Origin of the sequence: Scandinavium sp. NPDC088450 (assembly GCF_044900545.1) — a bacterium.
Classification (GTDB): Bacteria; Pseudomonadota; Gammaproteobacteria; order Enterobacterales; family Enterobacteriaceae; genus Scandinavium.
In genome coordinates this window covers 134,136-148,914 of the sequence record NZ_JBJDNI010000002.1, presented here as the reverse complement: position 1 = coordinate 148,914, position 14,779 = coordinate 134,136, and the positions used below count along the sequence as shown (strand labels likewise).

Sequence of the window (14,779 nt, the reverse complement as noted above, 5' to 3'; positions counted from 1 at the left end):
GAACACTATGTCTGTGATGGAAGTCGACCTGCATAAGCTCAAAATCAGCGATCCGTTTCTGGGTCAGTATCAGCAACTGGTTCGTGATGTCGTGATCCCTTATCAGTGGGATGCGCTTAACGATCGCATCGCAGAAGCCGATCCCAGCCACGCCATTGAAAACTTCCGTATCGCCGCCGGGCTGCAACAGGGCGAGTTCTACGGCATGGTCTTTCAGGACAGCGATGTGGCGAAATGGCTGGAGGCCGTGGCGTGGTCACTGTGCCAAAAGCCAGACGCAGAGCTGGAAAAAACGGCCGATGAGGTGATTGAACTGGTTGCCGCCGCGCAGTGCGATGACGGTTATCTCAACACCTATTTCACGGTCAAAGCCCCGCAAGAACGCTGGACCAATCTGGCCGAATGCCACGAACTCTATTGCGCCGGACACATGATTGAAGCGGGCGTTGCGTTCTTCCAGGCTACCGGCAAACGCCGCCTGCTTGAGGTCGTGTGTAAACTCGCCGATCACATCGACAGCGTTTTTGGCCCTGGCGAAAGCCAGTTGCACGGCTACCCCGGGCACCCGGAAATCGAGCTGGCGTTAATGCGCTTGTATGAAGTCACACAAGAGCCCCGCTATCAGACACTGGTGAAATACTTCGTCGAACAGCGGGGAACGCAGCCCCATTTCTACGATATCGAGTACGAAAAGCGCGGAAAGACCTCGTACTGGAATACTTACGGCCCGGCGTGGATGGTAAAAGACAAACCTTACAGCCAGGCACATCAACCGCTTGCTGAACAACAAACTGCGATTGGCCATGCGGTGCGCTTTGTCTATCTGATGACCGGCGTGGCGCATCTGGCGCGGCTCAGTCAGGATGAAGGCAAACGCCAGAATTGCCTGCGGTTGTGGAATAACATGGCCCAGCGCCAGCTCTATATCACTGGCGGTATCGGCTCACAGAGCAGCGGCGAAGCATTCAGCAGCGATTACGATCTGCCAAACGACAGTGTTTATGCCGAAAGCTGTGCCTCAATTGGCCTGATGATGTTCGCTCGCCGAATGCTGGAGATGGAAGCGGATAGCCAGTATGCCGACGTGATGGAACGCGCGTTGTACAACACAGTGCTGGGCGGCATGGCGCTGGACGGCAAACACTTTTTCTATGTGAACCCGCTGGAAGTCCACCCGAAATCGCTGGCGTTTAACCACATCTACGATCACGTGAAACCCGTTCGCCAGCGCTGGTTTGGCTGCGCCTGCTGCCCACCGAATATCGCGCGCGTGCTGACATCGCTCGGCCATTACATCTACACGCCACGCGAGGACGCGCTCTATATCAACCTGTACGTCGGCAACAGCGCAGAAGTGGCGGTGGGTGACGACACGCTGCGCCTGCGCATCAGCGGCAATTTCCCCTGGCAGGATAAAGTGACGATCGCCATTGATTCACCGAATCCGGTGCAGCACACGCTGGCGCTGCGCCTGCCCGACTGGTGTGACGCGCCACAAGTCACGCTGAACGGCATCGAAGTGAAGAAAGATATCCGCAAAGGCTATCTGCATATCAACCGCGAATGGCACGAAGGCGATACCCTGACGCTCACGCTGCCCATGCCAGTGCGCCGCGTTTATGGCAATCCTTTGGTGCGTCATGTGGCCGGAAAAGTCGCCGTTCAGCGCGGGCCGCTGGTCTATTGCCTGGAGCAGGCCGATAACGGCGAAGAACTGCATAACCTCTGGCTGCCTGAAAACGCCACCTTCAACGCCTTTGAAGGTAAAGGTCTTTTTGCCCACAAAGTGCTGATTCAGGCCGAAGGGCTCCGTAAGAGTTCTGCAAATCCTGAACAGCAATCGCTGTGGCACTATGATCGCTCGCCATCCTCAGCAACATCGCAAACCCTGACCTTTATTCCGTGGTTCAGTTGGGCCAACCGCGGCGAAGGGGAAATGCGTATTTGGGTGAATGAGGGGTGATTAACCGAGCAGCACACGCCGTGCTGCTTCGGCTAAAAACGCGCTTCGGTTGCTGAAGCGCGGATGTTCACCGACAAAGGTGTCAATTTTGACTAACAGACGGCGGGGCAGAGTGATATTGATTCGCTCTGCACGTCCGTCAAATTGATTCATGTTGATATCGACCAGCAGCCATTGCCCGCCAGAAAAGTCCTCAGCATGGGTTTCAAGATGGCCTTCCACTCTCCCAGGATTGGGAATATCTTGATTCATTTCGCACAGCGTTTCGAAATGCGCGGTTAACGCGCTTCTCGCATCCTGAAATGCCTCATCCAGCGACTCCCCGGCGAAGTAGCATCCGGGCACGTCCGGGAAAAAACCGCTGGCGCTGCCGTCAGTATCAGAATGGATATAAGCCGGATAGAACATGATCGCTCCTCAGAGGATTAGGGTTTAATCCCGGCCTGACGCCAAATCTGCGCCAAAGTACCAGGTTTGATATCTTTCCTGGGATGGGGAACCGTCACCAACCCCAGCACGCTCAGGATGGCAGAATTGATGATGACTTCCTTTCACGCGCTTCTGGAACCATCCATGCTTTCTCAGCACCACGATGACATCCGCACTGGTCATGCTCCCTGCCTTAGATGATTATACACACCATACACACAAAATCAGTAATCAAGACGATATCCTGATTTGACGTGCGGGGTACAACGGCACATTCCCCTTCCTGAAACCCACGCGCAAGAAACTTAAGCGGCCTGCGGCGTTGCACAGGCATTTGCGACCCGCCTCTGATTTGTCAATCTGTGTGCTTTACGCTGACAGAATTTGACAATTGATGACCAGGCAGTAATCATAAAGTTAATTACTGACCAGGCAGCTATCATGAATTCTTCCACACTTTCCCAAAACAAAAACCTGCATCTGGGTTTGCTTTTTCATCTGGCAAACCAGTTTAAAGACCAGCTTATTGGCCACTATTTTTCTGGCAGCGGCATCACCGCCCCGCAATTTAAGGTTCTGATTAATATCTATAAAGGCAACACCAGCCCGGCTGAAATTTGCAAGAGCTTGCAGATGGACACCGGGGCGATGAGCCGAATGGTTGAGCGGATGGTGAAAAGTGATTTGATTGAACGTCACCCTAATCCTCAGGACAAACGTCAGGTGATTCTGGCCCTGACGGAGAAAGGGCAAACGCTGTGCAATACGTTTCAGAATGAAGCCCTGACCACCATTTTGGCGGACTTAACCGCCCGTCTGACGCCTGAAGAATCCCGGCAGTTACAAGAACTGCTGATCAAAATGCTGCCGGATGAATTTACGGCCCCCCATCGCTAATTAAGGCCACACGCTATGTCTATGGAAAACACCACTCCGGCGCCTGAAAAACGCCCGAGCAAACGTAAACGCAATTTTGCGATCCTGTTTCTGATCCTGACTCTGGCGGCCGCCGGGTGCCTGGCCTGGTACCTGCTGTACGCTCGTTATTATGAAACGACCGATGATGCTTATGTGAATGGCAATCAGGTCACGCTGACACCGCAGATTGCCGGAACGGTCACTCAGGTCACCGTAGATGAAGGCGATTATGTGCAGAAAGGCCAGCCGCTGGTTCTGCTCGACCCAAGCGATACTGAAATTGCGCTTCAGCAGGCTGAGGCCAGCCTCGCCAATACCGTGCGCCAGGTACGCGGCTTGTACAGCACCGCAGATAACTACCGCGCGCAGGTTGAAGCGAAAAGAGTCGCCCTGCAAACCGCGCAAAGTGACTACGCTCGCCGTGCCAAAATCTTCTCAACCGGAGCCATTGCTGCGGAAGATCTGGCGCACTATCGCGATGCCGTCACCAGCGCCCAAAGCGATTTGGTTGCCGCACAACAGGCATTGAAAACCAATCAGGCAATGGTGGATGACACCGTTATCGACAGCCACCCGGAAATCAAAACGGCCGTGGCGACCCTGCGCCAGCGCTATCTGGACAACGCGCGTAGCACCATTGTTGCGCCTGTCAGCGGTTATGTGGCGAAACGCGCCGTGCAGCTCGGCATGCGCGTCACTTCAGGCACTACGCTGCTCGCTATCGTGCCTCTGGATCAGGTTTGGGTTGATGCCAACTTCAAAGAGAGCCAGATGCAAGATATGCGTTTAGGGCAGAAAGTGACGCTGAATGCCGACCTGTACGGTGACGATGTGCAGTATCAGGGCACGATTGAAAGTTTAGGCATCGGCACCGGCAGTGCGTTTTCCCTGCTGCCTGCGCAGAACGCCAGCGGGAACTGGATCAAGATTGTTCAGCGTCTGCCGGTTCGCATTACGCTCGACCCGCATGACATGCAAAAACATCCGCTGCGTATTGGCTTGTCGATGAACGCGAAGGTGGATATCCGCAATGTGGATGGTCATCTTCTGCCGCAAAAAACCGTCGATCAGCCGCGATTCACCACCGATGTGTATGAAACGCCAATGGAAGCGGCCGACAAACTGGTGGCGAAAATCCTTCATGACAACAGCAGCGCCGTAGCCCAGCGTTAAGAGAGAAGCTATGTCTGAGCCGAAGGCGGCCTATACGCCCCCAAGCTTGTTCCTCGCGACGCTTGCGCTGTCGCTGGCCACGTTTATGCAGGTGCTGGATTCCACCATCGCCAACGTCGCGCTGCCCACTATTTCCGGTAATCTCGGGGTGAGTTCGGATCAGGGCACATGGGTAATTACCTCGTTCGCGGTGTGTAACGCCATCGCGTTACCGCTGACCGGCTGGTTTACCCGCCGTTTTGGGCAGCTGCGGCTGTTTATTGCCTCGGTAGTGTTCTTCACGCTCACGTCGTTCCTGTGCGGTTTTGCCCACAGCATGACAGAGCTGATCATCTTCCGTGCGCTGCAGGGCTTTTTCGCCGGACCCATGTTCCCGATGTGTCAGACGCTGCTGCTGGTCATCTTCCCGCCGATGAAGCGAAGTATGGCGCTCGCGCTGCTGTCGATGGTCACCGTTGTCGCGCCTATTGTCGGCCCGATTACCGGCGGGTGGATAACCGATAACTACTCCTGGCCGTGGATTTTCTACATCAACGTGCCGATCGGGATTTTTGCCTCGATAGTGGTCTGGACGCAGCTGAAAGGAAGGGAAGAAACCACGCAGTCGTCGCCTATCGACTATATCGGCATCATGCTGCTGGTGTTGGGCGTAGGGCTGCTGCAGGTGGTGCTGGACAAAGGGAATGACGAAGACTGGTTCTCTTCGATGCCGATCATCGTGATGTCGGTGGTGTCCGCGATTAGCCTGATTAGCTTTGTGATTTGGGAGCTGGGTGAACGCCACCCAATCGTAAATTTGCGCCTGTTCAAGGAGCGTAACTTTGCGATTGGCACCCTGGCGCTGATGCTCGGTTATGCCGCGTTCTTCGCCATCAACATTATTTTGCCGCAGTGGCTGCAAACACAGATGGGCTACACCGCCATCTGGGCTGGGCTGGCGGCCGCGCCAATGGGCTTCTTGCCGTTGTTGCTGACGCCGATCATTGGCCGTTACGCAACGAGAGTCGATTTGCGGCTGCTGTGCTCTATCTCGTTCCTGACGATGGGCGTGTCGTGCCTGATGCGCGCGCAATTCACTACTGATGTGGATTTCCGCACCATCGCGGGCGTGCAGATGTTTATGGGGATTGGCGTGGCCTTCTTCTTTATGCCGCTGACGACCATCGTGCTGTCGAACCTGCACGGCAATGAAGTGGCGGAAGGTTCAGGCCTGGCGACGTTTTTCCGCGTGCTTGGCGGCTCTTTTGCGTCGTCGCTCACCACCTGGATTTGGCAGCGTCGGGAGATTTTCCACCACGCAAATCTGACGGAAAGCGTGTCGCAATATAACCCGGCGGCGGTGGATTATGTGCAGAAGATGGGCGGCCCAACGCAACAGCATTTTGCGATGATTGAGCAGAACCTCACGCAGCAGGCGTACATGATGTCGACGATTGATTATTTCTGGGTGCTCGGCTGGGGCTTTATGGGGTTGATCCTGATTATCTGGTTTACCCGTCCGCCATTTGTCCGTTCAGGCGCTCCGGGCGCTCCTGCGGCAGGGCATTAACTCTCACTGCCCGGTGGCGGCTACGCCTTACCGAGCCTACGAAAGATTTTGTAGGCCGGATAAGCGTAGCGCCATCCGGCATTTTTGACGTTAAAACAGCCACAAAGGTTTCACTGCGGACGGCAGACACCGGCCGCCATTGTTAACTTTTCTGTGAGGAATTTGACGTCATTCCCTTCACCGTGATTATCTGATTGTCACTCCACGTCAGTCTTAACTTGTTTTCACTGACGCGATCCCAACCAGGAGATAACCATGAGCCGCCCGTATCAAAAAGACCCGAAAGCCGTTCAGGCCCTGTCCGAACTGGAATTTAACGTCACCCAGAAAAATGCCACCGAGCGCCCGTTCACCGGCAAATATGATGAGCATTTTGAGGAAGGACTGTACGTCGATATTGTTTCCGGCGAGCCGCTTTTTTCGTCGCTGGATAAGTTTGATTCCGGCTGTGGCTGGCCTGCTTTCAGCCGTCCGGTGGAAGACAATGTTCGCAACATCAGAGATTTAAGCCACGGCATGGTGCGCACCGAAGTTCGCTCTCAGCACGGCGACAGCCATCTCGGACACGTGTTCCCGGACGGACCGCAGGACAAAGGTGGCCTGCGCTACTGCATTAACTCCGCGTCGCTGCGCTTCATCCCGAAAGCGAATTTAGCCGCGGAAGGCTACGGGGAATATCTCTCCCTTTTTGACGCCGACGCGAATCAATAACGCGAAGCGGCAGGCCTCTCACCTGCCGCCTTTAGCCGTTTATTTTTCTGCCGCCGGGAACAGCAACGCGTCGCGTAAGAGGTGGTCGTTACCGCGACGGCGAGTGAAGCCAATCCTGTCAAAGTATTCAAGGATTTGAATCGCCAGCTTGCGCCCCACATTGAGGCTGTCTCGGAAATCGGCCGCACAGGCTGATCCCCGCGCCAGATCCAGTTGGCGGATCAATCCGGCAAACTGAACAATCCGATCGTTACGGTAATAACGATCTTTGACGATCGCCGTAATCATCCCCTGCTGCGCTGCCTGCCGTAACGTCACGCGCATGACCTGTTCGTCGCTGCCCGTTTCTTTCGCCAAATCCCGCACCCACCAGGGTTCATCGCCAAACAGTGGTTCAACTTTTTGCCACAATGCCGCCTGTTCGTCTGTAAATCCGGCTTTATGATCTGGCAGATGCAGCCAGCCGTGGTGGCTGTTGATAAGCCCCGAGGTGCGCATTTGCTCGATCAACATCAGCACCAGCGCTTCGTCTTCCATCGGCAGCGCGATACGGCGCAGACGTTCCCGGCCTGGCCCCGGCTCATCGCGATGCTGCTCGTGGTAAATGGACAAGGCGTAGATCAACTTCTGCTGCCAGCGCTGGCTCAGTGCGCCGCTCAGCACGCTATCGCCTGCTCGCAGCAGGTTCGGCTGTTGAAGCAGTGGCGTTAAGCCTTCGTCGTTAAGCTGACGCGCCCAGCCAAATTCACTCAGGCGCAGCGCATCCCGTTGCAGGTGGACATCGAATGCTTCTGCGTCTGTGTTCACCTGAGAGAGTTGCGCCAGCCACTGCAAGTATTCCGGCTTACGTTTACCGCGACGAGGCGGGTTCAGCGTCACTACGCGTGCCCCTGCGAGCGTGTTTCTGGCAGAGATATCGCGAAGTACCAATCTGTCGTTATCTGCCAGCCACAGCGGCGTATCCAGGACCAGTTCCGCCAGATTATTTTCCAGCAGCGAGACGCGCCCGGTGATATGGCTTGCGGCGTGGTGAATGTGCAACGGCTGCCACTGGGAGAGCGGCGTGTGGCATTGCAGCTCAACAATGACGCGCTCTGACGGTTCTGCGGGCTGTTGCACCAGCAGCCAGTCGCCGCGGGTGATGTCTTCTTTTTGCGCATCACCGGCAATGTTCAGCGCTATACGCTGCCCGGCGTGTGCTTGTTCTGTCGGCTGGTTTTGCGCATGTAGTCCACGCACGCGCATGGGTTTGTTGATGCCTGTCAGCCAGAGCGTATCGCCAACCTTCACCGCGCCCGTCAGCGCGGTGCCGGTCACGACCAGGCCTGCGCCTTTCACGGTGAATGCCCGGTCAATCGCCAGGCGGAAACGTTGATGCTCAGCGTGCTGGCGTTCTGCCAGATTCAGCAGGTGCTCACATAAGGCCTCGATGCCGCGCATTTCCGTGGCTGCTGTTTCAAACAAAGTGGCTTCACTGAAATCGTATTCGCGTAAAACGTCGGTGACTTGCTGACGAACGTCGGCAATACGTACGCTATCAACGCGATCGGTTTTGGTCAGGGCGACGGTGATCGTCGGCTTGCCGGTCAGTTGCAAAATCGCCAGATGTTCGCGGGTTTGCGCCATGACGCCGTCATCACACGCCACCACCAGCAGGGCATGATCGATACCGCCTACGCCCGCCAGCATATTGGCGAGGAATTTTTCGTGGCCTGGTACATCGATAAACCCCGGCACGCGGCCGTCAGGTTGCGGCCAGTAGGCATACCCCAAATCGATGGTCATGCCACGCGCTTTTTCTTCCGGCAAGCGAGAGGCATTTACGCCGGTGATAGCCTTCAATAAGGTGGTTTTGCCGTGGTCAACATGCCCGGCGGTGGCAATAATCATTTCAACACACTCTCCAGAAAGCGCGCCTCGTCTTCAAGGCAGCGCAAATCCAGCCATAAACGCCCGTCATAAATGCGCCCTAAAACCGGCAATTCACGCTGTCGCCAACTTTCTGCCAGCGCTTCCAGCGTGCTGCCTCGTCCGTCATTCGGCGTGAACGTGACTGCCTGAGAAGGCAGGCGATCAACCGGCAGCGAACCACTGCCTATCTGCGACAGACACGGCTCAAGGCGCACGGTGAAATCAGGAAAATGCGCTTGCAACGGCGCAAGTAAGCGCTCGCCCTGCTCACGAATCTCATCTTGTTGGCGCGTTAACAGGCGTAAGGTTGGCAACGCCTGCGGTAATTTTTCAGGATGCAGATACAGACGTAGAGTGGCTTCCAGCGCTGCCAGCGTCATTTTGTCGGCCCGCAGCGCACGCTTGAGCGGATGCTGTTGCAGCTTCGCAATCAGCTCACGTTTGCCAACAATAATGCCCGCCTGCGGGCCGCCGAGCAGCTTGTCACCAGAGAAACTCACGAGGCTTACGCCGCTGGCAATCAGCTCCTGCGGCATCGGCTCTTTCGGCAGGCCATACTGGCTCAAATCCACCAGCGAACCGCTGCCTAAATCCGCCACCACCGGAATGCCTTTCTCCAGCCCGATGGAGGCCAGTTCGGCTTCATCAACCGCTTTGGTGAAGCCTTCAATGCTGTAGTTGCTGGTGTGAACTTTCATCAGCAAGCCCGTGTTGTCGTGGATGGCATTCACGTAATCACGGGCGTGAGTGCGGTTGGTGGTGCCCACTTCGTGCAGCGTGCAGCCCGCCTGACGCATGACATCAGGAATGCGGAACGCGCCGCCAATCTCCACCAGCTCGCCACGTGAAACCACCACTTCTTTACCGTTTGCCGTTGCCGCCAGCATTAACAGCACCGCAGCGGCGTTGTTATTCACGATACAGGCGTCTTCAGCGCCCGTCAGACGGCACAGCAATTCAGCCAGCGCGCTATCACGATGCCCACGTCCGGCGCCATCTAACGAGTATTCCAGCGTGACGGGCGAGCGCATGACTTCACTCACCGCCGCAACAGCCGCTTCCGACTGTAAAGCTCGCCCCAGATTGGTGTGCAGCACCGTGCCGGTGAGGTTAATGACCGGGCGCAGCTTGCTCTGCGTATTTCCAGTCAGGCGCGCTTCTGCCGCCTGATGCCAGTTCTGGCACCACTCCGGCAGGACATTGTGTTCACGGATGCTGGTGCGCGCTTCGTCCTGCATCTGACGCAATACTGCGACAAGCTGGCTGTGGCCGAAATGCTCAATAAGAGGAAGAAACGCCGGATCGCGCAACAAGCGGTCCGTGGCGGGAAGTTGACTGAACAGCGAAGGAGTTTCGGTGGTCATGAATTTGCCTGTGGTTTGCCCCCTCCCGACGGGAGAGGGGTATCAACGTGCAGGAATTGTACTGTTTTTTGGACCCGAGAGTTATTGATCGCGTTACGCTTTTGGCGGTTCTGTGCGGGCAAAACTGTCTCGCTGGAACAACGTCTCGACCAGTTTGACCAAATGGGGGCGTGTCGCGCACCAGCCTGGCGAGACGTGGCGGAAATTGAGATAACCCACAGCACAGGCCGTGGCGATGGTCGCCAGGTTCAGCTCGTCCGCTTTCAACGTGCCGTCCGCTACATAACTTTCCAACGCATCCAGCCCTCGGCTGATTTTCTCACGTTGGCGCACCAGTTCTTCCGGCGACTGCTGCGCCGCCGGGCGCGCCTGTTCACGAACGGACACCAGACCCGCATCCATAATGCCGTCGGCCAGTGCTTCAAGCTGGCGCAGTTGCAGGGCGGCTTTGGCATCACGCGGCACCAGCGCCGGAGCAATATTCAGTTGCTCAATATACTGGGCGATAATCGGCGAATCGTACCAGCACTCGCCATCGTCCGTGACCAGCGCGGGCACTTTACCGAGCGGATTGTACTGCGCCACGCCGTTGACAGCGTTATAAGGCATCTCGTTGATAAACTCGAAGGTGATCCCCTTTTCCAGCAAGATCACCGAAATTTTACGCACAAACGGGCTAGTGTAACTCCCGATCAGTTTCATCTCCTGCTCCCTGATATTCAGCAAAAATATCAGTATGGCGCAGGCGACGTAAAAATTCAGGTTAATGATCGAGATACAGGTAGTGCATCCAGCTGGTCATGCGAAGCAGCACTTTGCGCATCACGGAAACGTGAGAGAAGTGGTCGGAATAGACCGCCACCTGGGCGTAAATACCGTCCGGCAACGCGTCAACATCGGCATTCGGAGCCAGCTCAATTGTCGCAAGCACGCCATCCGTCCCCGGTACCACCGTTAAGGATTGCAGCGCCCCTTGGGCCTGATAAGACCCGCCTGGCACCACGGGCAGGATACTGGTCAGCTTGCCGCTGAACACCTGACCGGGTAAGGCGTTAAACACCACTTCAGCCTCATCACCCGGTTTCAAACGCAGCAGGGAATTCTGCCGGAACTGGGCCACAATCTGGCGCTTCTGTTCTGGAATGAAGACCATCACCGGACGCAGCGGCAGCGCTGCAGCATAGGTACCTGGGCGAATCAGCACCTGGGTGACATAGCCATTACTGGGGGCACGAACGATGGTCTGATCAAGGTTATATTTCGCCTCCGTCAGCTGCGCACGCAGCGAGGCAATCTGCGACTGTTCGCCGTTCGCCATGCTGTCCAGCTGGCTGCGAATTTGGGTTTGCTCGGCAACGGACGCTTTCACCATCGCATCCTGCGCCAGGTAATTTTGCCTCGCGTTGTCGATATCACTTTCTGAGAACGGGTTCACCCTTGCCTTACTGCCCTGCAAATAGCGTTGATAGTCTTTATACAGGCGGTCACGCTCAGCAGATACGCGGGTCGTATTGGCCTGAGCCTCAGAAAGCTGCGCCTTAAGCACGTCAATATTATGCGTTGCGGTGATCAGGTCGGCCTGTAACCTGTCGACACGTGCCTGATAGCGAGTGGGATCCAGCTCAAACAACACCTCGCCTTTTTTAATCAGCTGATTATTTTTATCCGTTACCTCGCTAACAACCCCCGTCACCTGCGGGGTAATGGGAATAGAGATCACGGCCTTTTGCGCCGTAAAGGTATACGGGTGGTTATAGTTCATCAGTAATATCAGACCGGCGACAATAAATACGCCGCCCAGGGTCGCGGTGGCCAGCGTCCACTGATTGACTGGAATTCGGAAAATCTTAAATATCACCCACGCAAAGGCCACATAAGTTAATACGATTAACAGATCCATGGTTATTGCTCCGGCGTGTTCTTCTCAACGGGCGTTTGCACGGCCGCCAGCTTCATTTCCAGCTCTGTAACACGTCTGGACAGGGCATCAATGTCGGGGTTGGCGTCGGGCGGCAAGCCGGACGGAGAAATGTGGTTTTGCATCCCCCAGCCGCGCTCAGGCTGGTATAGCGTGGCCCAGATCCACAGGAACGGCCAAATAGCGTGGAGCGTGAACAGGCTTATCCACCCTGCCGTGTGAATCGCGTCGGCATGAGGATGGTTACGCTTTTTGGCCATATTATAAGGAATATCGTGAATGGCGATGATGCCGTAAAACAGGACCAGGAAGACAAAAATTAACACGCCCAGCGCAAAATAGTTAAGAAACATAGCTGCCTCTTATTACGCTCAAAAGGAAAGGAAATGTGCCCGGGTGGGAACCGCCTCTCCCACTGTCACTCAAGCATAATAAGGCTTTGCTATTCTCGCTATGCCCACAGCGGGTTATTTCTTGCGCCGTTTGTCATTTAGTTACAGCGGTGGCAACGGGTTAGGGCAAATGTAGGCCTGGATCACATCAGGCTTTGTCTGAAGAAAAATATCTTGTGACTCACATCACACATCAGCAACAAACCCACCATCATAAAATGTGATTAACATCACATTAACAGCCTTGTTGGGACTATTTTTTGCGCTTAGTACTTTTTTTACACAGGCATTTTGTGATGGCGATCACTTCATTTAGCGCTCACCACCCTATATTAGCGTGATTCAGATCACACCAAAGGGTGCTAACTGGACAGTTGAACGATTCAGTGCCAGATTTCGCATCATCAACAGGGTCCGGCTACCTCTGCCGCCAATTAACAACAAACCTCGGGCTTTGGCCTGCGCGACAGCAAACATAAGAAGGGGTGTTTTTATGTCATCCGATATCAAGATCAAAGTGCAAAGCTTTGGTCGCTTCCTCAGCAACATGGTGATGCCAAACATCGGCGCGTTTATCGCGTGGGGTATTATCACCGCATTATTTATTCCAACAGGGTGGTTGCCGAACGAAACGCTGGCGAAGCTGGTCGGGCCGATGATCACTTATCTGCTGCCACTGCTCATCGGTTATACCGGTGGTCGTCTGGTTGGCGGTGACCGCGGTGGCGTGGTCGGTGCTATCACCACCATGGGCGTTATCGTCGGTGCAGACATGCCGATGTTCCTCGGCGCAATGATTGCCGGTCCTCTGGGCGGCTGGGCGATTAAACGCTTTGACGTTTGGGTAGACGGTAAGATCAAGTCCGGTTTCGAAATGCTGGTGAACAACTTCTCCGCTGGCATCATCGGGATGATCCTCGCCATTCTGGCGTTCCTCGGCATTGGCCCTGCGGTTGAAGTGCTGTCCAAAGTGCTGGCGGCTGGCGTTAACTTCATGGTTGCGCACGACATGCTGCCACTGGCGTCTATCTTTGTTGAACCGGCGAAAATCCTGTTCCTCAACAACGCCATCAACCACGGTATCTTCTCGCCGCTGGGCATTCAGCAGTCTCATGACCTCGGCAAGTCCATCTTCTTCCTGATTGAAGCCAACCCAGGCCCAGGTATGGGTGTTCTGCTGGCGTACATGTTCTTCGGTCGTGGGAGTGCGAAACAGTCTGCGGGCGGTGCGGCCATCATCCACTTCCTGGGCGGTATCCACGAAATTTACTTCCCGTACGTGCTGATGAACCCACGTCTGATCCTGGCCGTTATCCTCGGCGGTATGACGGGCGTGTTCACTCTGAGCGTACTGAACGGCGGTCTGGTTTCTCCGGCTTCTCCAGGTTCCATCCTGGCGGTACTGGCGATGACCCCGAAAGGCGCGTACTTCGCTAACATTGCGGCAATCTGTGCGGCAATGGCGGTCTCCTTCGTGGTTTCTTCTATCCTGCTGAAAACCAGCAAAGTGAAAGAAGAAGACGACATCGAAGCAGCGACCCGTCGTATGCAGGACATGAAAGCAGAATCCAAAGGCGCAGCTTCTCCGCTGACCGCAGGTGATGTGACTAACGACCTGAGCCACGTGCGCAAAATTATCGTTGCCTGCGATGCCGGTATGGGTTCCAGCGCAATGGGTGCAGGCGTGCTGCGTAAGAAAGTCGCCGATGCGGGTCTGACCCACATCTCTGTGACCAACAGCGCTATCAACAACCTGCCACCAGACGTAGACCTGGTCATCACTCACCGTGATCTGACCGAACGCGCCATGCGTCAGGTGCCTCAGGCACAGCACATTTCGCTGACCAACTTCCTCGACAGCGGCCTGTACACCAGCCTGACAGAGCGCTTGGTTGCAGCACAGCGTCACGAAGAGAACGAAGTGAAAGTCCGTGAAACGCTGCAAGGCAGTTTCGAGCAGGACGACAGCCATCTGTTCAAACTCGGCGCGGAAAACATCTTCCTCGGCTGCAAAGCCTTCAGCAAAGAAGAAGCTATCCGTTTTGCCGGTGAGCAACTGGTGAAAGGCGGCTACGTTGAGCCGGAATATGTTGAAGCGATGCTGGAACGTGAAAAACTGACCCCGACCTATCTGGGTGAGTCCATCGCGGTACCACACGGCACTATCGAAGCGAAAGACCGTGTGCTGAAAACCGGCGTGGTATTCTGTCAGTACCCGGACGGTGTGAAATTTGGTGATGAGCCAGACGACATTGCCCGCCTGGTGATTGGTATCGCGGCGCGTAATAACGAGCACATCCACGTTATCACCAGCCTGACCAACGCTCTGGATGATGAATCTGTTATCGAGCGCCTGGCGACGACCCACAGCGTGGCTGAAGTGCTGGCCCTGATTTCGGGTAACAAAGCGTAATGGACACTATCCCCTAAATAATTCGAGTTGCAGAAAGG

General features: G+C 55.4%; 12 protein-coding genes and 1 pseudogene. 6 read left to right on the top strand and 7 right to left on the bottom strand.

Annotated elements, in window-relative coordinates; genetic code table 11:
- Positions 1-7 precede the first annotated feature (7 nt).
- Positions 8-1,963, top strand: a complete 1,956-nt coding sequence (locus tag ACI2I2_RS03315; RefSeq protein WP_404656606.1) for a glycoside hydrolase family 127 protein — start codon at positions 8-10, stop codon at positions 1,961-1,963.
- On the opposite strand, the gene ACI2I2_RS03310 is transcribed toward ACI2I2_RS03315, so the two are convergent.
- Both ACI2I2_RS03310 and ACI2I2_RS03305 read right to left on the bottom strand, forming a co-directional pair.
- Complete coding sequence (locus ACI2I2_RS03310; protein ID WP_404656605.1) at positions 1,964-2,371, bottom strand: type II toxin-antitoxin system HicB family antitoxin; 408 nt, start codon at positions 2,369-2,371, stop codon at positions 1,964-1,966.
- Positions 2,372-2,388: 17 nt separating this feature from the next.
- Positions 2,389-2,575 (bottom strand): annotated as a pseudogene (locus tag ACI2I2_RS03305) (type II toxin-antitoxin system HicA family toxin).
- 258 nt (positions 2,576-2,833) lie between these two features.
- Between ACI2I2_RS03305 and ACI2I2_RS03300 the strand changes: the two are divergent.
- The 4 genes from ACI2I2_RS03300 (at position 2,834) to msrB (ending at position 6,743) form a co-directional block, all read left to right on the top strand.
- Positions 2,834-3,289, top strand: coding sequence for a MarR family transcriptional regulator (locus tag ACI2I2_RS03300; RefSeq protein ID WP_404656604.1), 456 nt, complete (start codon positions 2,834-2,836; stop codon positions 3,287-3,289).
- Positions 3,290-3,304: 15 nt separating this feature from the next.
- Positions 3,305-4,483: an efflux RND transporter periplasmic adaptor subunit gene (locus tag ACI2I2_RS03295; RefSeq protein WP_404656603.1), complete on the top strand. Its 1,179-nt coding sequence runs from the start codon at positions 3,305-3,307 to the stop codon at positions 4,481-4,483.
- Between the two features lie 10 nt (positions 4,484-4,493).
- On the top strand, positions 4,494-6,032 hold the full coding sequence (locus ACI2I2_RS03290; RefSeq protein WP_404656602.1) for a DHA2 family efflux MFS transporter permease subunit: 1,539 nt from the start codon (positions 4,494-4,496) through the stop codon (positions 6,030-6,032).
- 255 nt (positions 6,033-6,287) lie between these two features.
- Positions 6,288-6,743 (top strand): peptide-methionine (R)-S-oxide reductase MsrB, encoded by a 456-nt coding sequence (gene msrB, locus ACI2I2_RS03285; RefSeq protein WP_404656601.1) that lies wholly within the window; start codon positions 6,288-6,290, stop codon positions 6,741-6,743.
- A gap of 39 nt (positions 6,744-6,782) precedes the next feature.
- Here msrB and selB read toward each other — a convergent pair whose 3' ends face one another.
- From selB to ACI2I2_RS03260, 5 genes are all read right to left on the bottom strand, one after another.
- On the bottom strand, positions 6,783-8,633 hold the full coding sequence (gene selB, locus ACI2I2_RS03280; protein WP_404656600.1) for a selenocysteine-specific translation elongation factor: 1,851 nt from the start codon (positions 8,631-8,633) through the stop codon (positions 6,783-6,785).
- Entirely contained in the window at positions 8,630-10,018 is a 1,389-nt protein-coding gene (selA, locus tag ACI2I2_RS03275) for an L-seryl-tRNA(Sec) selenium transferase (protein ID WP_404656599.1), read from the bottom strand. The genes selB and selA overlap by 4 nt, the downstream gene beginning before the upstream one ends.
- 93 nt (positions 10,019-10,111) lie before the next feature.
- Positions 10,112-10,720: a glutathione S-transferase gene (locus ACI2I2_RS03270; RefSeq protein WP_404656598.1), complete on the bottom strand. Its 609-nt coding sequence runs from the start codon at positions 10,718-10,720 to the stop codon at positions 10,112-10,114.
- A gap of 61 nt (positions 10,721-10,781) precedes the next feature.
- The gene (locus ACI2I2_RS03265) at positions 10,782-11,918 is read right to left on the bottom strand and encodes an HlyD family secretion protein (RefSeq protein ID WP_404656597.1); all 1,137 of its coding nucleotides are present in this window, start codon (positions 11,916-11,918) and stop codon (positions 10,782-10,784) included.
- Between the two features lie 2 nt (positions 11,919-11,920).
- Complete coding sequence (locus tag ACI2I2_RS03260) at positions 11,921-12,289, bottom strand: DUF3302 domain-containing protein (RefSeq protein WP_404656596.1); 369 nt, start codon at positions 12,287-12,289, stop codon at positions 11,921-11,923.
- 532 nt (positions 12,290-12,821) lie between these two features.
- On the opposite strand from ACI2I2_RS03260, the gene ACI2I2_RS03255 reads away from it, so the two are divergent.
- On the top strand, positions 12,822-14,741 hold the full coding sequence (locus ACI2I2_RS03255; protein WP_404656595.1) for a PTS mannitol transporter subunit IICBA: 1,920 nt from the start codon (positions 12,822-12,824) through the stop codon (positions 14,739-14,741).
- Positions 14,742-14,779: the final 38 nt, after the last annotated feature.

What these genes read in the sequence shown, in the direction of transcription:
- ACI2I2_RS03290 (WP_404656602.1), top strand. Translation starts at nt 4,494, where the DNA reads ATGTCTGAGCCGAAGGCGGCCTATACGCCCCCAAGCTTGTTCCTCGCG.
- msrB (WP_404656601.1), top strand. Translation starts at nt 6,288, where the DNA reads ATGAGCCGCCCGTATCAAAAAGACCCGAAAGCCGTTCAGGCCCTGTCC.
- ACI2I2_RS03300 (WP_404656604.1), top strand. Translation starts at nt 2,834, where the DNA reads ATGAATTCTTCCACACTTTCCCAAAACAAAAACCTGCATCTGGGTTTG.
- ACI2I2_RS03265 (WP_404656597.1), bottom strand. Translation starts at nt 11,918, where the DNA reads ATGGATCTGTTAATCGTATTAACTTATGTGGCCTTTGCGTGGGTGATA.
- ACI2I2_RS03295 (WP_404656603.1), top strand. Translation starts at nt 3,305, where the DNA reads ATGTCTATGGAAAACACCACTCCGGCGCCTGAAAAACGCCCGAGCAAA.
- ACI2I2_RS03310 (WP_404656605.1), bottom strand. Translation starts at nt 2,371, where the DNA reads ATGTTCTATCCGGCTTATATCCATTCTGATACTGACGGCAGCGCCAGC.
- selA (WP_404656599.1), bottom strand. Translation starts at nt 10,018, where the DNA reads ATGACCACCGAAACTCCTTCGCTGTTCAGTCAACTTCCCGCCACGGAC.
- ACI2I2_RS03270 (WP_404656598.1), bottom strand. Translation starts at nt 10,720, where the DNA reads ATGAAACTGATCGGGAGTTACACTAGCCCGTTTGTGCGTAAAATTTCG.
- ACI2I2_RS03255 (WP_404656595.1), top strand. Translation starts at nt 12,822, where the DNA reads ATGTCATCCGATATCAAGATCAAAGTGCAAAGCTTTGGTCGCTTCCTC.
- ACI2I2_RS03315 (WP_404656606.1), top strand. Translation starts at nt 8, where the DNA reads ATGTCTGTGATGGAAGTCGACCTGCATAAGCTCAAAATCAGCGATCCG.
- selB (WP_404656600.1), bottom strand. Translation starts at nt 8,633, where the DNA reads ATGATTATTGCCACCGCCGGGCATGTTGACCACGGCAAAACCACCTTA.
- ACI2I2_RS03260 (WP_404656596.1), bottom strand. Translation starts at nt 12,289, where the DNA reads ATGTTTCTTAACTATTTTGCGCTGGGCGTGTTAATTTTTGTCTTCCTG.